Here is a 19,155-nt window from a genome sequence, read left to right as displayed (position 1 = left end):
TTAAACCAAAATTCATGAAAATATTTATATTGTTAATCCTCAGGTCATCTGTTATACTCAGAAACACCAAATGTTATAAAAACTAACACTAATTATAGGGATGGAGGATTTTCGTATGAAAAAACAAATAATTCGTAATGTAGGTGTCACGTTATCCCTGTTTTTAGGGGTGAACTCGTTATCGAGTGTTATGTATGCTAACACATCGAACGATGCGTATAAACCCAAAACCCATGTACTGAAGGCGAATTCGGAAACTGTTCGATGGGGGAATATAGGTAAGGGAGATCCAGCTCTAACTGTGCATTCGGGAGACATCGTAACGGTTGAGGCCATTACACATCACTCAGGGGATGATTACGAGCGGATGATTAAAGGAGATGCGGGAGTAGAGGATATTTTCCACTGGATTGAAGGGGAGAAGAACGAAGCGCTCCGCGGGCCAGGCGTACACATTATGACAGGTCCTATCGCTGTTGAAGGTGCTGAACCAGGAGATGTGCTGGAAGTTAAGATTCTGGACATGAAGCTGAGACCAAATGGGAATGACCAATACGCTGGCAAAACATATGGCGTGAATGCCGCAGCGAACTGGGGCTATCTATACGGAGATATGGTAGAGGAGCCGAAAAAGCGTGAGGTAGTAACTATCTACGAGATGGATACGGAGGGTGGAACAGATTATGCAACAGCTGTATATAACTACAAATGGTCTGTGCAAACCGATCCAGATGGTCAAGTGCACCCGACAATTGACTACCCGGGTGTTATCGTTGACCATAATACGATTGATAAGAACTTCGATGTGCTAAAAGGCGTGAAAATTCCGGTACGTCTCCACTTTGGTACAATGGGTGTGGCGCCGAAAGAAGCGGATGTTGTTGACTCCGTTCCACCTTCTTACAACGGCGGTAACGTAGATGATTGGCGGATTACCGAAGGTGCAACTATGTATTATCCAGTATCCGTAGCTGGTGCACTTCTGTCGATCGGTGACCCGCATGCCGGTCAAGGTGATTCGGAGATTAACGGAACTGCGATCGAGACATCGGTCACTGGGGATATACAAGTCATTCTTCATAAAAAAGCATCGCTTAACAACAAGCTGAAAGGTTTAAACTTCCCATTACTTGAAAATGAGAACGAGTGGGTTGTACATGGATTCAGCTACGCCAATTATTTGGAGGAGCTGGGGGCTAGTGCTCAGGCGGATATCTTCAAAAACTCGTCCATCGACAAAGCCATGAAGGATGCCGCTCATAAAACAAAAGATTTTTTAATGGCTGGAATGGAATTGAGCGAAGATGAAGCGTACTCTCTGATGTCTGTGTCAGCTGATTTTGGAATTACACAAGTGGTGGATGGAAACTGGGGCGTACACGCCTTAATTGATAAAGGTCAATTCGGCGATTCCGAGCGCAAGCCCGTGGTTTTACGGAGCAGCTTTGAGAACTTTGGAGCAAAGGTTGGCTGGCAGCCAGCCACTAAGACAGTTACGCTAAGCTACAATGGCAATGTTCTGGAGATGAAGGTTGGAGCGACAACGGGGATTTACAACGGAGAGACAGTGAAGCTTGTAGCCCCAATAAGTGTTGTGAACGGGAAGATCGTGGTCAGCGAATATTTCGTGAACTTTTATAAAGCTAAGCTGGCTAAGACAGAGTAGGACGAAATAGCAATTATTCGATAATCCTAAAAAAATCCATATGAGAAAAGAACCGTCTTTATAGGCGGTTCTTTTTCTTATATATTCAATCCGTCCTGATTTTTGTGGCGTTTTAATAAGATTTGGTTTTCTACACGTACCAGTCCATCCAGACAGTAGATTGATTCATGCATAAACCGTTCCATCTCTTCAAGATTCTCTACCAAGATGTGAATATGCAGAATACATGGTCCCGTCATTTCGTATAATACAGCTACGCGTTCGTTTTCCTTTAATACATCGACGATATGATTTAAATGAGCAGGTTCTACTTCAAGTTCCAGGTAGGCGGAGATTTTCTTTCCTAGCTTTTCAGCACTGATGACAATCGAGAACTGTTCAATAATCCCTTGATTGACTAGCCGATCAATACGATCTTTCACCGCGACACTTGATAAACTGACTTCTTTAGCTAGATCAGTATAGGAAATTCTGCTGTTTTGGGCCAGACGCATCAAAATATGGTTATCGATAGGATCTAGCATGCGGATTCGTTCACCTCTTTTTTCGTAATTGTATCAGAAAAAAAGTGGAAATGCCTAGTAGCGCTTTACAGTAGAAGTGTGTGACGGCATTCTCTGCTGAAGATAGTTGACATAAAAGAATTATTTCACTATACTGGCTGTAATCTTATATACGATATACGTTGAAGGAGCCCAGTAGTAACTTAGTCCCTGTTCCAGAAAGCCGGGGGTTGATGAAACCCGGTACACACTAAGCTTGCGAATTACACTTTGGAGTATCTCGGGTAACACCGAGCGGAATGGCGAACGATATCTCGTCAAGAGTGGTATCAATGGTATGCTTGAGCATAAGCGTTTCATGGATGCAATCTGGGTGGTAACACGGTTATTCAATCGTCCCTATGTCTACAATAGACAAGGGGACGATTTTTTTTGTTTTTAAATATAAGGATTTATAGGGTTCACTTCATCAATACTCCTTATATTTCTCGCTGAAACGGTCCCGTCCTAATCAGGAGGGCGAACCGTTTCCGCTTGGCGGACTGATGTTTCATTTATAGGATAACTACTAATTTTGAGGGGTGTAAGGCAATGAATATTATCGACGAACTAGAATGGCGCGATGCCATCAATCAACAAACAGATGCCGAAGGGCTTAGAGAACTGACCAATCAAAAATCGGTATCCCTGTACTGCGGTGTAGATCCAACAGGTGACAGTATGCATATTGGCCACTTGATTCCATTCATGGTGCTCAAAAGATTTCAACTGGCAGGACATCGTCCGGTGATTCTTATTGGTGGGGCTACGGGAACGATTGGTGATCCAAGTGGGCGTCAATCTGAACGCTCTTTGCAAACGCTGGAGCAAATCCAAGCCAACGTTGACGCACTTACAGCACAGATGAAAAAACTGTTCGTGACTGATGGCGACAATCAAATCCGCATGGTGAACAACTACGATTGGACGCATAAAATCAATGTTATCGAATTTTTGCGTGACTATGGTAAAAACTTCAGCATCAATTCGATGCTTGCCAAGGATGTTGTAGCGAGCAGATTGGACAGCGGAATTTCCTTTACGGAATTCTCCTACCAAATCCTGCAATCCCTGGACTACCTGCACCTGTTCCAGCATGAAGATGTGCAGCTGCAAATCGGTGGTTCTGACCAATGGGGGAACATCACAAGTGGCTTAGATCTGATTCGTAAAAAAGAAGGTTCTGAGGCGGTAGCATTCGGACTTACCATCCCGCTTATGCTGAAAGCCGATGGTACAAAATTCGGTAAAACAGCTGGCGGAGCCATTTGGCTGGATCCGAACAAAACGACAGCTTTTGAATTCTACCAGTTCTGGGCGAATACAGATGACCGTGATGTTGTGAAATACCTGAAGTACTTTACATTCCTCTCTAAAGAACAAATTGATGCACTTGCAGAAAAGGTGCAGACCGAACCGCATAAACGTGAAGCGCAAATAACACTGGCTGAAGAAATGACCAGATTCGTGCATGGTGAGGAATTGCTGGAGCAGGCTAAACGTATTACTGCCGCTCTGTTCAGTGGAGATATTAAATCTCTGACCGCTGACGAGATCGAGCAAGGCTTCAAGGAAATGCCGACCTACGAAACGACATTGGAGTCCAAAAATATCGTGGAGTGGCTGGTAGATCTAGGAATTGAGCCATCCAAACGTCAAGCGCGTGAAGACATCACCAAAGGCGCAATTTCCATGAACGGTGAAAAAGTTAGCGATGTAGCATTTGAAGTTACAGCCAGCGAAGCCATCGGCGGACGTTTTATCATTATCCGTAAGGGTAAGAAAAACTACAGCCTGGTGAAATTGTCCTAATAATAAGAAGCCTTCCTTATGAATAAGGAAGGTTTTTTGTTGTATTTTAAGTATAGAGGCCGACTATTTGCATATTAAGTGAAATTTGAAAGGTGAAATCGTCAAAATTATGGTAAGCTTAGGATTCGTGTGATTTATGGATTAACATGATATTCTACAACTATAACAGAAAATTAGGAGTGGTAATTTGAGAAGACAAAAACCAATGACCATGGAAGAATTAATGAATGAGTTACAAGGACAGAAAACGTATCAAGAAGATCCCAATCACATCTCTTTCGAGAAATTGTTTAATGAAGCGTTTATGAGTAAGTATTCCAATTACAAAAGTTTCGATGAGTTTGTAACCAAAGGGAACTTTCAAGTAAAGACAGAAGAAGATGTTGCTGACATACCTGATGAACTGTTTGATCGTCATGTTGTTAGGGAGACGAAGTTTGCGGATTGGAAATCCATGTTGGAAACAGCAAATAGAGAATACGTCCGTAATTAATAAGACTAGTCTCTAACTACCGTTAGACTCATCCACAAAGAAACTGCACACCCTTATTGCTTTGTCCCAACGGACAATGGGGAGTGCAGTTTTTTTTTTGCCCAGTTATTTGACCAGCTATGATGTTTTACTCATTGTTGACTTGCAGATCTATGATTTAATTGAACAAATAGGAATTAGGTTCTACAAAGATAGTATTACATAGGAGGGGCAGAATCGTATGACTGCATGTATACAAACCTCTAAGCAGGAGACCCTTCATGTCATGTGGAAAACCGTCTCAGAGGATTGTAATCTAGCCTGTGATTATTGCTATTACAGTACTGCCGGGGGACATCCTCAGCAACCGATCCGGGTGATGGATACGGAGCTTCTGGAGCGGTTTATCGCTCAGTACATGAAAAGATCATCAGGGATAGCGACTTTCTCTTGGCAGGGTGGGGAGCCATTATTGGCCGGACTTCCGTATTTTGAACAAGTGATTTCATTTCAAGCTAAGTACGCTCCGCCTCATACGATGATCAGTAATGCACTGCAGACCAATGGAACGCTTATCCATGAGAAATGGGCGAAATTTTTTAAACGGTATAACTTTTTGGTCGGGATTAGTCTGGATGGCCCAGAGCCTATTCATGATGCTCATCGTGTAACGGGTTCGGGGAAAGGCAGTTATGATCTAGTTATGCGTGGGATTCGTCATTTACAGAATGAGGGTGTGGAGTATAGTATTCTGACGGTGATTCATGAAGATAACGTGACGAAACCAGATGAGTTGATGGCATTATATCTAGAACACGAATTTCCTAATATTCAGTTTATCCCCTGCATGGATTTTGTTTCTCAGAAAAGTGAAGTAGCGGGACGTTTCCGAATTACACCTGAACAATACGGAGTCTTTTTATGCCGTACATTTGACCTTTGGTACAACGGTGGGTACCCAGAGCTTCCTATTCGTATTTTTGAGAATATGCTTCTTGTATTCATGCATCGTGAGGCAGAGTTATGCGTTCACAACTCATGTTGCCCGAAGATGATGGTGCTTGAAACGAACGGGGATGCCTACCCTTGCGATTTCTTTATTGATGAAGAGAATAGGCTAGGAAATATCGGCCAAACTGACTTGGAAGCACTGCTAAGCAGCCCAGTATATGATGATTTTTTGTTAATGAAGCCCAATATGAATGAATCATGCTATAAGTGTGAGTACCTTAGCTTTTGCAATGGGGGATGTCCGCGCAACCGGAATTGGCTTGATGTTAATGATCGGACTGAGGTTGATTATTTCTGCCATAGCTACAAAATGTTCTACTCATACGCCTATGAACGCATGTTATTACTGGCGAACCGACTTAGATCGGAGCGGATGCTGGAGTACAGGAAAAGTGCAAAACCACTTCCGGGTCGAAATGATCCATGTTTCTGCGGAAGCGGGAAGAAATTCAAAAATTGCTGTCAGGCATTATAGCTTTGACTAGATAAGGTTGTCCCAACAGTCATGCAAAGGATTGGGAACAACCTTTTTGTTATGTTATAGAACCATATGATTTCTCGCCATTATTGCCGCACCCGTCACCACAGCTTCTTCTTTTAATATACCTAGGGAGAAGTGAGGTTGGTATTCAGGATAACGGTAAGTGTTTCTCTGTGCCACCTCCACCGCTGTTTGGAAAAACAACTCGTGAGAGTGAATGAGTGCACCGCCTAGAATGATGGTCTCTGGATGAAACAGGTTGATAACGTTGGCGAGTCCGATCCCGAAGTGGCTGGCAGCTTGGGTAAATAATTCACGCGCGTGTGGATTACCGTCTCTAAAGGCTTGTACCAATACATCATAAGTCAGCTTCTCAGGCGCCACTTTATATCTTTGGAGGATCAGATCGTTGTCCATTTTCGCCTCTGAGCGCGCACTTTGTTCTAGTGCCTGCACAGATACGAATGCTTCCAGAGCCCCGTAGTTCCCGTCATGATTTAATCGGGGTCCATCTGTCTGGATGATCATTTGACCAATTGCATCTTCCATATCCATTGTGCCATGAACAATACTTCCATGCGACATCATCGCATAGCGGAGTCCTGCTCCAGCATGTACATAAAGCATATGCTGAATGTTTGCGTGACGGATAGACCATCGTTCCCCAAGCAGTGCAGAATTGGCACCGTTGTCCAACCATGCCTTGAACCCCGTCCGTTCCTCTACCAGTTTGCAAATCGGCAGATTGTTCCAGCCTGAAGAAGGGAAGTGCAGCGGTTTTAGGATCAAGCCTTGTTCCCGATCAAGTGGCCCCACAGCCCCTATTCCTATCCCGATGATTTGACTGTCCACTAACTGATGGTCCCTAAGGAAAGCCCGTATTTGAATACTGATATGATCTATAAATCTTTCAGGTGTGAATGCCTGATCCATTCGCCAGTGAACTATTGATTTTGGGTTCATTTGCATATCAAATAAACCAAGGGAAGAATACACCCTGGAAATCTCTAAACCGATTATATAACCGTACGAAGGATTGATCTGGTATAAAATAGGTCTTCTGCCTCCGCTAGATTCTCCAAATCCGCTTTCTATCAGCAAGCCTTCTTCCGTCATCTCATCTAATATCCGGGTCATTGTGCTTTTGGTAAGCGAAAATGTCTGTAAAAGATCCAACTTGGAAACAGTGCCTTGTTCGGCGATTCGGTCGTATAGGAGTTTTTTTGGTGACGGAATATGTGTCGAGCGCTTTTCCACGATATACCTCCAAGCTATATATAGGATGAACTTGTAAGATCGTTTTTTATATAGTTTGTATTTATTAACATGAATATAGTATAACTCATAAACCCTTGGTTGTATTTTACCGTTCAAAAAACTTAATTCCATTTTGGGAAAAAGTGATATAATGAAATTACGACAGATTATATAAGGGTGGATTCCATGAGAACAACTATGAAAACAAATATGATACCGAATACAGACCTGAGGATAAGTCTATTGTTTCAGTTGTTTTGGGTATTTGTTCGAATTGGTCCTGTAACCTTCGGGGGAGGTTATGCGATGATCCCTATGATCGAACGGGAAATTTCCGCTAAACGAAAATGGCTGGGTGAAGAGGAGATGGATGAAATTCTATCTTTAGCTGGTGCTGCACCTGGGGGTGTAGGTGTAAATGCAGCAGCATTCATTGGTTATCGTCTTGCTGGTGTGAAGGGTGCGATTGCTGCAATCGCAGGGATAACGATTCCGACCTTTATCATTGTTTGTTTGCTTAGCGCCGTATACTCCCAACTGGCAGACCAGCCAAAAGTCATTGCCGCTATGAAAGGGATAAATGGTGCTGTTATTGCCTTGATCCTAGTAGCTGCATATCGAATGGCCAAGAACGCTATAATTGACAAGACTACCGCTGTTACGGCGTTAGTTATACCGGTTGTTTTACTGGTTTTCGGAATTAATCCCATTTACGTGATTGCAATTGGTTTATGTATTGGGTTTGTATATCTGCAAATTAAACAGCTCTTAGGGCTCCAAGTTCGAACGGAGAAGGAGTCCTTGAAAGCTTCTGATGAAGAATCGAATTATCCGGAGTATTACATCTAGGGGGAAGCGATGTGATTTGGAGTTTGTTTTTCACTTTTATAAAAATTGGCCTTCTCTCGTTTGGAGGAGGGTACGCCATCATTCCGATGATTCAGCATGAAGCCATGGCTGGGGGTTGGTTATCCGAAGGGGAATTCCAAGAGGTAGTTTCCATCGCAGGGATGTCACCCGGGCCTGTTGCAACGAACAGTGCAACCTTGATCGGATATCGTATAGCCGGAATCGAAGGAGGGATTGTGTCAACATTAGGCATGGTTCTGCCCTCATTTTTAATCATCATCGTTATTTCCGTCTTCTTTTATCGGGTGAGGGACAGTCAATGGATTAAAACGTTATTTTATGGTTTGCGGCCAGTGATTACAGGCTTGATTGCCTATGCTGCGATTCGTTTTGGCTTAAATAGCGTGCAACATGCTTTTATTACTTGGCAGACCCTTGGCATGTTGATCATTGTATTCGCTGCACTTTATGGTTTAATGAAATATAAGCTGCATCCGCTCACCATTATCGTTGCTTCTGGCATTCTTGGGGTAGCTTTTTTTTAGACAGAGCCGGGACGATCCCAGATTGGAGGTAAATCATGTCAGAGAATATACGGGCTTGTTGTTCAGCTAGTCGAAATCAAGTCGCGAAACAAGAATCTATTGATGTTTGTAAGGAGAACACAACGGTTCAAGGAGTAACAGGGGTGAAAGATTTCTCGGACATGATCCTTATCCCTAGAGGCACTTTTCTTATGGGGACGGATGATAAGGAAGGGTTCCCCGCAGATGGAGAAGGTCCGACTAGGAAGGTTACCTTATCTTCCTTTTTGATGGATGCAACGGCGGTTACGAACAAGCAGTTTGCTGCTTTTATCAAGGAAACAAACTATGCTACAGATGCGGAACGTTTTGGATGGTCTTACGTGTTTCATTCTTTTGTTTCCATGGAGACTGGGAAAAAGGTGACCCAAGTAGCCACACAAACCCCTTGGTGGTGGGTGGTGGAGGGAGCGGATTGGTGTCATCCTGAAGGTCCGGATTCCAAAGTAGATGAACGACTTGATCACCCGGCTATTCACCTATCATGGCATGATGCGGATGCATATTGTCGTTGGGCTGGTAAACGTCTGCCTACGGAAGCGGAGTGGGAGTATGCCGCACGAGGAGGACTGGTTCAGAAACGGTATCCTTGGGGGGACGAATTAAAACCAGACGGAGAACATCGTTGTAATATATGGCAGGGAAAGTTTCCCGATAAAAATCATGCCAGCGATGGTTTTGCAGGTACCGCACCTGTAAGGTCCTATCTGCCTAACGGCTATGGTCTTTATAATATGTCAGGAAACGTGTGGGAATGGTGCGCGGATTGGTTTACTAAGGACTATCATTTATCTTCCGAAGCCGTGAATCCGAAAGGTCCAGTAAGTGGTGTCGCAAGATCGATGCGTGGAGGATCATATTTGTGCCATAAATCTTACTGCAACCGTTATCGGGTGGCGGCTAGAAGCAAAAATACTCCAGACAGCTCTGCCGGAAATATTGGCTTTCGATGTGCGGCTGATTATACAAGTTAGAGCACTTTTACGACTACTACATAAGAAGGAGGAACTTCCTTGTCCTCTATCATCCATAGTCAGTTTGACATCAGCGTGCTGGACGTCCTAAAGATTCAATATCAGAAGCGGATCCTGTTCGATTACGTCCAGTCTTGTTATACCGTCTCTTATATCCAAAAAGGTGAGGTATTGACGACATCCTTCGAAGGAGAATATGTTGCTTCTGCCGGAGACGTGATGATCCACCGTCCTAACGAGCCTTTCAATGTGATCTCCAAAACGGATGGGATACATTATCTGTTTAATATTAACGCTAAAGTTAAAGACGGAGATGACTTTTTTAAGTTATTCCCTTTAGGCAAGGTGATTCGGGTCCGGGATCGAAGCGAATATGAGCGAAGGTTTGACGAGTTGCGAAGCCTGTGGTTGCAGGAGGAAGATGATTTCAGGAATGTTCAGGTCGGTTCATTGGCATTTTTTCTTCTTTATGAAATTATGGAGAGTACCAAGCTTGGCGGGCGCCGCTCTTCACGAGATCCCTTTATCACGGACCGCTTTAACGAAGCGTTGCAATATATGGAGGAGAGGCTTGATCAGGAGATTAGTAGAGAGGAACTTTCCAAGCTCTATCATATGAATCCTGTTTATTTTAGCCGGGCATTTCAGAAAATATATAAACTGACACCCATGCAAATGCTGCGAAAATTGCGGCTGCAGCAAGCTAAACAAATGCTGGAATATACGGATTATACAATCGAGCATATCTCCCAGAGATGTGGTTATTATGATGCTTCACACTTCAGCAAGGTATTTCGTGGCGAATACGGCAAGGGGCCGGCAGAGTACCGGAAAAGTATCGAATTTACAAAAACAAACATCGCTGCTCCATAGCGGAGTTTTCCATATTCATTTACTCTTATAAGCATGAGCAGATCATTCTAAGCTCCCCGAATCGAGCGTAACCATTTCGATGAAAAGGAAAGGCAGGGAATAACTCATGAGAATCTTGTATTTGGATTTGGATTCGCTTCGCCCGGACCATCTGGGATGTTATGGCTATCATCGGAATACCTCCCCGAATATCGATTCAATCGCTAAAGAAGGTGTCACCTTTACCAACTACTATTGTTCAGATGCTCCTTGCCTGCCGTCTCGTTCCGCCTTAATGTCGGGGCGATTTGGCATTCATAATGGGATTGTAGGGCATGGCGGAACCGCTGCTGATATGCGTAGAGAAGGAGCCAAACGTGAATTCAATGACCGTCTGGGGATGGAGAGCCTTCCGGCTATATTAAGGCAAGCGGCGATGAAAACCGCATCGATCAGCACCTTCTCCGAACGACACTCGGCGTGGACCTTTAACGCCGGGTTCCAAGAAGTGTTTAATGTTGGTGGCAGAGGGCATGAGACGGCAGAGCAGGTGCTTCCAGTGGCACTTAAATGGATTGAGGATAACGGGGAGTCCGAAAATTGGTTTCTGCACCTGAATTTCTGGGATCCGCATACACCTTATCGTACACCCGAGAGCTACGGTAATCCGTTCGAGAAGGAGCCTTTACCCGATTGGATCACGGAAGAAGTGTTTGAGCTTCACCGAAATAAGAAGGGGCAGCATAGTATTGAAGATATGAATGCGCTCGCGAAATCGCATTATCAGCAGCATTTCAGGCATCAGCAGGAGATAGAGAACCGTGATGACCTGCGTGTTATCTTTGACAACTATGATGCTGGAGTTAAGTATCTGGACGAGCATCTCGGGAAAGTTTTTTCTAAGCTGAGAGAACTTGGCGTGATGGAAGATACGGCTATCTTGATCTCTGCGGATCATGGAGAGAGTCTGGGTGAACTAGGAATTTACTCCGAACATGGCACAGCAGACGAGGCGACTTGCCGTATTCCGATGATTGTTCGCTGGCCAGGGGGCAAGAAGGGAATCGTGGAGGAGGGGCTACATTATCACCTTGATCTAGGACCTACATTAGCGAGCCTTTTGAATTTGAAAGCGGCTGCTTCTTGGGATGGTGAAAGTTATGCAGGTGCTATTTTGGAGGGGAATTTGGGAGGGCGTGAGTATCTCGTAATCTCACAATGCGCGCATGTGTGTCAACGCAGCGTCCGGTTTGCGGATTGGTTATATATACGTACCTATCATGACGGACACCATGGATTCCCGCAAGAAATGCTGTTTGATTTGAAGCATGATCCTTATGAACAACATAATCTCGCCGAAGTGCGTAAAGACGTTTGTATGGAGGCTGTCTATCTGTTGAATGAATGGCATGATCATATGATGGGCTCCATGGATTGTGATATCGATCCATTATGGACGGTACTTATGGAAGGTGGACCCTACCATGCCAAAGAGTATCTGAGCTCATCCTTATAGGATGCTTAATAATATCCTAGTAAATGCGGTGAATGAAAGACATATGAAAGGGAGGTTGCCCTGAATGGGCAACCTCCCTATTTATGTTCTCGCTTTTTGTGGATCTATTAAAGATCCGGGAAGCCTCAAAACGGTCTTCGTCCCGCTACCCTCCTTACTGTACAGCAGAACGCCGCAAGGATCGCCATACTTAAGATTTAGACGATTATTGACATTTAGGAGACCGATATGATCTCCTGATTCTATATTCTTACCAGCCAGCAACTCCGTAAGTTGTTCCAGTCTTGTTGTATCGATACCTACACCATTATCTTCAACCACGATTTCAAGCAGCCCCGCTTCGTTTTTCTCTACGGAGATCAGCAAAATTCCTTGTCCTTGTGCCTCAAGCCCATGACCAAGCGCATTTTCAACAATAGGTTGAAGGATCATTTTAGGCACGGGAATGTGTAGCCATTCCTGTGGACACAACAGCTTGTAAGTAAATTTGTCCGGGAAACGGCCTTGGTAAATCCTCACACAAGATTCCGCGATTTTCAGCTCTTCCCCAAGAGTTACCTCCTCTTTGCCTTTGATGCTGTACTTGAGCATTGTGCTTAAGGCGGTAGTCATCTCGAAGATATCCCGATTTCCTTTTACGATCGCAACGCCCTTGATTGTATCTAAAGTATTGCTTAAGAAATGCGGATTAATTTGACTTTGTAAATACGAATATTCCGCCCGCTGCTTTTCCAGATCGGTCAGATAAAGTTGAGTTGAAGCATCGATTAATTGGTCCGTCAAATCGTGGATCCGTGTGGTCATATCGTTGAACTGTCGAGAGATGATTTCAATCTCAGCATAGCCCTTTAAATCGACCTTGTTGTTCAATATCCCCAGACTTCCACCCTTTAATTGATTCATATAGCGCATAAGCCTAGACAACGGTCTTAAGAGATTCATCATAAGTACAGAATAGGGAATAGAGACGACCAGCAAGATTAAGGCTAGAAGAGCATAGCTGACCTTCTTCAATTTCTCCAGTTCTTTCATTAAATTATGGACAGGAACAGCAGTTATGATTTTTCCAGAGATCTCCGGTAAGCTAAAGGACTGAATTGCATATTTCTTTCCATGAACCGTCTCGACGATGGACTCTCCATCCCTTCCAGTTGCCCGAGTTTGAAACTGCTGGAGCATATCCTCCGGCTCATTGCTATTAGAGTAGATCATGCCTTTATCATCCATCATAAAAAAGCTGGTTCCGACCAATCGGGGATACTCAGAAATTTCAGTTTGAATGGCTTTCATATCTACAATAACTGCGAGATAGCCAATTTTTTCACCATATAGGGACGTGTCACCTGAAGCGAAGATGTTCATCCCGAAAAGCAGTTTTCTCTTGTCGATGACTTTGTCTGGAGGACTGTATCCGCGATAATGAACGATTCCATCCTCCTCAGCTGTTTTCATAAGATCGATAGCATATTTTGTTCTTCCTGCTAAGGAAATACGTGTGTTTGAGCTACCGATAACAATAATATCTAAGATATCCGTGTTCATATTTCGGGCGATGCTCAACAATCCTTCAACTTTTTGGGATAGATCGTAGACTCGAAGCTTATCATTCTCGACTAGGAACTTTTGGACGGTCGAATCGTAACCCACATTCATCATCATGGAAGAGACGTTGGCATAGTTGTCAGAAATCCGTTGTTTGAGGAGGGAGACCAGCTCCGTATTGTATTGCGTATTTTGATTAATGATAGTCTCGCTTGATAGTTGGTAGACTCGTGAAACGATGATTGGGATAATGGCAACAATAAATAACCCGAATAGCAAAACCTGAGTACGGATGGATAGTCTCTTAAATGTCTTCATTGTTTTGTTCCCTATATTGTGTAGGTGTCATTTTGAGATGCCGCTTAAAAATTCGTGTGAAATAGAAATAATCCTGAAAACCGCATTTCTCACCGATTTGGTAAATGGAAAGGTTGGTTTCGATCAGCGTTTTACAAGCGTATTCAATTCGTAAACGACTGATATGTTCGATGATGGTCTCGCCGACCTCTTTTTTGAATAATTGGCATAAGTAATTTGGGCTTAAAAAAAACTGATTGGCTAATTGCTGGATCGAAATTTCTTGATTGAAATGGTTGCGGATGTATAACATGATTTCTTTGACTTTGTGGTTTGAGATTCGTGAAATATCAGATTCGTTTCTGTTCATAAAAATATCAAGTGTCATAAGAATCAGATCATCGATCATAGCTTCAGCCGTGCCGTACCGATAATAGAGCTGTTCATATCCTTCAAAAAAACGGCCGCTAACCCGAGTCCCTTCCCGAGGAAATAAGTAGAGGATCGATGTATAGAGCAAATAGGCTTCTTTAATGGTGAACGTTCCCTCTTTGAATAATTTCTTTATCGATTCCATGGCTGCTATGAAACCGAGACGGTCTTTATTATGAAGAATCCGGGAAATCTCTTTGAGCTTCTCGTCGATCGGTATTTCCTGTTGTGGATTCACCCGGTAACATCCGGGCATCCCCGTTGTGAACATACTGAAAGCAGCATGAGAGGCGGACTCTAAAGACGCATCCAATTGGTGTATATCCGAAATAGGAGGACCGATCCCGACTCCGCACTCTTGTACAACTTCTGTTTGTTTAAGACCCTGGAGGAAGACTTCGTATTGGCACTCTTCCAATAAGTAACCATACCGACGGCGGCTCATTGGGAAGACCAGGGAAGAGAACTGCCTGACATCTACAGGTGAACTTAACCCTTGGATAACAATGGGGATATGAGGGGTATCTTTCGACAAGGGTATTTTCTTCTCATCCAACCATAAGTTAATTCGTTCAAGATCTCCGGAACAAACCGCTTCATAAAGTTCGAAGTCGTGGATAGGTTGTTCTTTAACTGTCTTGGAATCGTGTTGCTGGGCTATTCGGTTGAGCATTCCTTCAATTTCTTCGATTTCAAAGGGTTTGAGACAATATCCGAAAGTACCATAATTCATTGCTTTTTGTGCATAAGCGAACTCGGCATGTCCGCTGAGTACGATAAAGATCGTATCAGGCGCGATGGCCTTGCCACGTTGAATGAGCTCTAGTCCATTCATAACAGGCATCTTGATATCTGTTAGAACAAGGGTGGGGCGAAGCGATTGAATTAATTGAAGGGCTTCTTGCCCATTTTCGGCATCGTCGATCACTTCAAAGCCGTATTTCTTCCAATTCACTCCTGCTTTAATTCCTTCTACAATCCACTTCTCATCATCTGCAATAATTACTGAACGCATAAGTGAATCCCCCTCTCTTTATAGAGCTCTTAGATTTATCCTAGCGATTGTGGACCAAGGGGGGTATGGACGATCTTACGCTCACTATGTCCGATATTACGTGCCACAGGAAGGTCTCCCGCAAAGGTGTGAAAAATCCACATGATCGGAGTTGTATTCTCTATACAAGAGAATTTACACTCCCGATATAATTTACCATATAAATCGCTTACAAGCATAACAAACTCATACAGAAAGGTGGGGAGAAGATTGGCTGATTCTGTAACCGCTCGTACACCTAAACGAAGCTTAAAAACTCGTGCTCCAAAGCAAAGTTTAGGAAAAACGATTTTACAGTACAAGTATTTTTACCTCATGGTTCTACCGGTGTTAATCTGGTATGCCCTCTTCAGCTATGCTCCCATGTACGGTGTAACGCTAGCGTTCAAAACATTTAATTACAGTGAGGGGATTCTGGGAAGTCCTTGGGTTGGCTTGGAGAATTTTCAAACACTGCTGACCGACCCCGATTTTCGCAAGGCGTTTTGGAATACGGTCATTATCAGCTTGATGAAGCTGGTCACTCATTTCCCGATGCCCATTATCCTGGCGATTGTTTTATATGAGTTTTCCAGGACAAAAATGAAGCGGTTTTTTCAGACGATCCTGACGTTCCCGCATTTTATATCGTGGGTTGTACTGTCGGGGATTATTATCAATATTTTAAGCAAGGACGGGATTTATAACCAGATCATCATGCTGTTTGGTGGAGATCCGAATTCTCCTCTTGTCGATGAAAATGCATTCAGACCCGTTCTGTATATCACGCATGTGTGGCGAGAGATCGGTTGGGATTCAATCATTTACCTGGCGGCTCTGGCAGGGATCAATCCTGAGCTGTTTGAAGCGGCTGAAGTGGACGGAGCGAACCGGTTTCGCCGTTTGCTAAACATCGCATGGCCGGGTTTGAAGAGTACAGTCGCAGTTCTGTTAATCCTTCAAGTTGGACAACTACTAACCCAAGGTTCGAGCTTCGAGCAAATTTTCAACCTGTATAGTTCGCCGGTATATTCGGTTGCCGACACGATCGATACTTACATTTATCGGACTTCCTTCACGATTGGAGGAGACTTTGGATATATGACCGCCGTGGGTGTCGTCAAGTCCATTATCAGCCTAATCCTTTTATGGGCGGCCAATACGTTCGCTAAGAAGATGGGCGAGGAAGGGCTGTATTAATCTGCAGGAAAAGGGGAGAAGCAAGTGACCGACACAACGGTTAAAAAGAGAAAAAAGTGGAGTGTCTTCGATATCGTCGCATTCGTGGTTCTGGGGCTCCTAGCAATAGTAACATTTTTTCCTTTCTATAATGTTCTTATTATCTCTGTGGCAAAGTTCGAAGCGATTAGTAAAAGTGACTTTTATATTTTTCCGCTTTCGTTTGACCTGTCCGCTTACAAGCTTTTGCTTCAGGATATGAAGTTTTGGACTTCCATCTTTAATTCTGTCATCGTAACTGTGGTTGGCGTGTTGTTCAGTATGACAATCTCTGTGGCGGGAGCTTACGCATTATCCAAGCGGGGTATGCCCGGCAGAAACATAATGCTCAGCTTGATCTTGTTCACTATGTTTTTCAATGGCGGTTTAATTCCTTTTTACTTAGTCGTTAAGGATCTAGGATTCGTAAACAATATACTCGTCATGATCATCCCCGCGGGTCTCAATACGTTTTATCTAATCATTATGAAAAACTATTTCAATACCATTCCAGAAAGCTTGGAAGAATCGGCTAAGCTGGACGGGGCGAATGATCTGTACATTCTTTTCAAAATCATTATTCCGATCTCTGCTCCATTCATGGCGACTTTTGCTTTGTTCTATGCAGTGGAAAGATGGAATGAATGGTGGTATGCGCTGATTTTTATCAGTGACGCTGCAAAAGCACCACTTCAGATTTATCTGCGGGAGACACTTATTACTTCGAATTCCTTGCTAAGCCAAATGGCACAAACGATGGCCGAGCAGGAGCAGACGGGGAAGGTCTACACACCTGCACTTCAAATGGCAGCGATTGTAGTTTCGAGTATTCCGATTATTGTTGTTTATCCGTTCCTGCAGAAGCATTTTAATAAAGGGATTATGGTGGGTTCAATAAAAGGATAAGAAAGATTTTAAATAGATTGATTCTATCCTAAAATAGTATAAAGGGAGGTTTCAAGCATGCATAGAAAGAAAATAATGACATTGGCATTATGTATAACTTTGTTGGCTTCAGTACTCACGGCTTGCGGTGGAGGCAATAACGGCAAAGGGCAGGCTGGTTCAAACGGTGAAACATCTCCGAATTCTTCTAACTCCACGGATAATCCTTACAAGGATCCAATGACCATTTCTCTTGGGTTTTGGGATGCGGATGCCGAGATTGCTAACATCGAAAAGGACCCGATCGCTAAACAAGTATTGGAGAAATTCAACATCACACTAAAACCTGTCAATTTGTCTTGGGATGACTATACCCAGAAGATTCAAATGTGGGCCGCTTCCGGCCAATTGCCAGACATTTTCGCGATCGACGCCGTCGGCACGCAATATCAGCGCAAATGGGTGAATCAAGGCGTTGTCAAAGCGCTCCCGGATCTTTCAAAGTATCCAAACCTTGCAAAATACTTCGAATCGCCAGATATTAAAGGATTAGGAGTAGATGGAAAGTATTATACTGTGCCTCGCCGGATGTTCCCGAGTGTTGATTGGAGCGCACTGGATCGTATGGTCTTCTATCGTTGGGATCTTGCTCAAAAGGCCGGGATCACCAAAGAGCCAGAGACATGGGAAGAGTTTGAAGCCATGCTTGATGCAATCGTAAAGTCGGATCCGGAAGGCAAGCATGTTACTGGTCTTACGACGACAACTACCAAGATGCTGGGCGGATTCTTCTGGTTGTATGGCAACCCGGTTGCTACTAGTGATGGAAGCGGCAGTGATTTTAAATGGATCAAAGAGGATGGAAAGTTTATCCCTGCTGTATTCTCTAAAAATGCGCTGCCAGCGCTGCAAAACATGAAGAATATGTACGAAAAAGGATTGATCGATCCAGACATCGCGCTCGTCAAACCAGCAGAGTCCTATGACAATTTCGTAGCAGGCAAAGCAGCTGCTCTTCTAAGCGGTGGAGGTTTCATAAATTTAAATAGCGATATGTATGAAAAACGCTGGAAAACAGCTTATCCGGATAAGGATATGACGGAGAGCGTGAAGGCGCTCAAGCCGCTTATCGGTCCTGATGGTGAACGCTCACATGCCATCTTTAAAACATACTGGTCAGAAAGCTATTTCAGCAATAAGATTGACGATAAAAAGATGGATCGCATCATGGCACTCTATGATTATGTGTTGTCTCCTGAAGGCAAGGATCTGTTGACTTATGGCATCGAAGGTGTAGATTATAAGCTCGAAAATGGGCAGAAGGTTGTCATTGAAAAGGGTTCATTAAATGAGAAGTATCCAGCTAGCAGATTTCTGAAGAATTTGGTGGCTTATGAAACTTCAGATAGCTATAACATGGATAACCCGACGATTGCTAATGAAGGAATCCGCAAAGAAGCTGTCGATTACATCGACTGGATTCAGAACAATACAAAGGTGCCAGAATACGACATTCGGTTAACTTATATGTCCACCCCAACAAAGGATAAATTTACTGTGCTTGACCATGATGATTTACTTAAGATCATGCTTTCCAAAGAACCCGTTGAGAGTTACTGGAATAGCATTGTGAACGATTATAAGGCTAAAGGTCTTGATAAAATGATAGAGGAAGTAAATGAGAAGGCCAAGGAACAAGGTATTGAATAATGGATGAATAGAGAAGATCCGG

General features: G+C 43.6%; 16 protein-coding genes. 12 read left to right on the top strand and 4 right to left on the bottom strand.

The features are described 5' to 3' along the window. Nucleotides 1-115 precede the first annotated feature (115 nt). A complete protein-coding gene (locus MHI25_RS18285) occupies nucleotides 116-1,666 on the top strand; it encodes an acetamidase/formamidase family protein (RefSeq protein ID WP_340393865.1) in 1,551 nt (516 codons plus the stop codon). 77 nt (nucleotides 1,667-1,743) lie between these two features. Here the strand turns inward: MHI25_RS18285 and MHI25_RS18280 are convergent, their stop codons facing one another. Next, a complete protein-coding gene (locus tag MHI25_RS18280; RefSeq protein WP_038571749.1) occupies nucleotides 1,744-2,190 on the bottom strand; it encodes an Lrp/AsnC family transcriptional regulator in 447 nt (148 codons plus the stop codon). A 570-nt stretch (nucleotides 2,191-2,760) separates the two neighbouring features. Between MHI25_RS18280 and tyrS the strand changes: the two genes are divergently transcribed. From tyrS to MHI25_RS18265, 3 genes are all read left to right on the top strand, one after another. Beyond that, nucleotides 2,761-4,020, top strand: a complete 1,260-nt coding sequence (gene tyrS, locus MHI25_RS18275) for a tyrosine--tRNA ligase (protein WP_076129736.1) — start codon at nucleotides 2,761-2,763, stop codon at nucleotides 4,018-4,020. A 205-nt stretch (nucleotides 4,021-4,225) separates the two neighbouring features. Continuing rightward, on the top strand, nucleotides 4,226-4,513 hold the full coding sequence (locus MHI25_RS18270) for a hypothetical protein (RefSeq protein ID WP_036688213.1): 288 nt from the start codon (nucleotides 4,226-4,228) through the stop codon (nucleotides 4,511-4,513). 220 nt (nucleotides 4,514-4,733) lie between these two features. Then, the gene (locus MHI25_RS18265) at nucleotides 4,734-5,978 is read left to right on the top strand and encodes an anaerobic sulfatase maturase (RefSeq protein ID WP_340393864.1); all 1,245 of its coding nucleotides are present in this window, start codon (nucleotides 4,734-4,736) and stop codon (nucleotides 5,976-5,978) included. A gap of 63 nt (nucleotides 5,979-6,041) precedes the next feature. Here the strand turns inward: MHI25_RS18265 and MHI25_RS18260 are convergent, their stop codons facing one another. Then, entirely contained in the window at nucleotides 6,042-7,241 is a 1,200-nt protein-coding gene (locus MHI25_RS18260) for an ROK family protein (RefSeq protein WP_076194894.1), read from the bottom strand. Between the two features lie 186 nt (nucleotides 7,242-7,427). Here MHI25_RS18260 and MHI25_RS18255 point away from each other — a divergent pair, with 186 nt between their 5' ends. From MHI25_RS18255 to MHI25_RS18235, 5 genes are all read left to right on the top strand, one after another. Beyond that, complete coding sequence (locus MHI25_RS18255; protein WP_254857000.1) at nucleotides 7,428-8,090, top strand: chromate transporter; 663 nt, start codon at nucleotides 7,428-7,430, stop codon at nucleotides 8,088-8,090. An 11-nt stretch (nucleotides 8,091-8,101) separates the two neighbouring features. Further along, on the top strand, nucleotides 8,102-8,635 hold the full coding sequence (locus MHI25_RS18250; protein WP_076214731.1) for a chromate transporter: 534 nt from the start codon (nucleotides 8,102-8,104) through the stop codon (nucleotides 8,633-8,635). A 35-nt stretch (nucleotides 8,636-8,670) separates the two neighbouring features. Continuing rightward, nucleotides 8,671-9,648: a formylglycine-generating enzyme family protein gene (locus tag MHI25_RS18245; RefSeq protein ID WP_340393862.1), complete on the top strand. Its 978-nt coding sequence runs from the start codon at nucleotides 8,671-8,673 to the stop codon at nucleotides 9,646-9,648. Nucleotides 9,649-9,687: 39 nt separating this feature from the next. Further along, complete coding sequence (locus MHI25_RS18240) at nucleotides 9,688-10,521, top strand: AraC family transcriptional regulator (RefSeq protein WP_340393860.1); 834 nt, start codon at nucleotides 9,688-9,690, stop codon at nucleotides 10,519-10,521. 106 nt (nucleotides 10,522-10,627) lie between these two features. After that, a complete protein-coding gene (locus MHI25_RS18235) occupies nucleotides 10,628-12,016 on the top strand; it encodes a sulfatase (protein WP_076129730.1) in 1,389 nt (462 codons plus the stop codon). 81 nt (nucleotides 12,017-12,097) lie between these two features. Here MHI25_RS18235 and MHI25_RS18230 read toward each other — a convergent pair whose 3' ends face one another. Next, nucleotides 12,098-13,876: a histidine kinase gene (locus MHI25_RS18230; RefSeq protein ID WP_036688197.1), complete on the bottom strand. Its 1,779-nt coding sequence runs from the start codon at nucleotides 13,874-13,876 to the stop codon at nucleotides 12,098-12,100. Beyond that, a complete protein-coding gene (locus tag MHI25_RS18225) occupies nucleotides 13,863-15,302 on the bottom strand; it encodes a response regulator (protein WP_339168283.1) in 1,440 nt (479 codons plus the stop codon). Before MHI25_RS18225 ends, MHI25_RS18230 begins: the two co-directional genes overlap by 14 nt. 249 nt (nucleotides 15,303-15,551) lie before the next feature. Between MHI25_RS18225 and MHI25_RS18220 the strand changes: the two genes are divergently transcribed. The 3 genes from MHI25_RS18220 to MHI25_RS18210 are packed head-to-tail and all read left to right on the top strand — an operon-like array spanning nucleotide 15,552 to nucleotide 19,133. Continuing rightward, nucleotides 15,552-16,520 carry an ABC transporter permease subunit gene (locus MHI25_RS18220; protein ID WP_076277759.1) on the top strand — a complete coding sequence of 323 codons (969 nt, stop codon included), beginning with the start codon at nucleotides 15,552-15,554 and terminating at the stop codon, nucleotides 16,518-16,520. A gap of 24 nt (nucleotides 16,521-16,544) precedes the next feature. Further along, nucleotides 16,545-17,444, top strand: coding sequence for a carbohydrate ABC transporter permease (locus MHI25_RS18215; RefSeq protein WP_076129726.1), 900 nt, complete (start codon nucleotides 16,545-16,547; stop codon nucleotides 17,442-17,444). Between the two features lie 57 nt (nucleotides 17,445-17,501). After that, a complete protein-coding gene (locus MHI25_RS18210; RefSeq protein WP_076129725.1) occupies nucleotides 17,502-19,133 on the top strand; it encodes an extracellular solute-binding protein in 1,632 nt (543 codons plus the stop codon). Nucleotides 19,134-19,155: the final 22 nt, after the last annotated feature.

This window comes from Paenibacillus sp. FSL E2-0177 (genome assembly GCF_037992975.1).
Lineage (GTDB): Bacteria > Bacillota > Bacilli > Paenibacillales > Paenibacillaceae > Paenibacillus_AQ > Paenibacillus_AQ odorifer.
The sequence above is the reverse complement of the archived record's forward strand: the minus strand, read 5'-3'. Positions and strand labels throughout refer to the sequence as shown.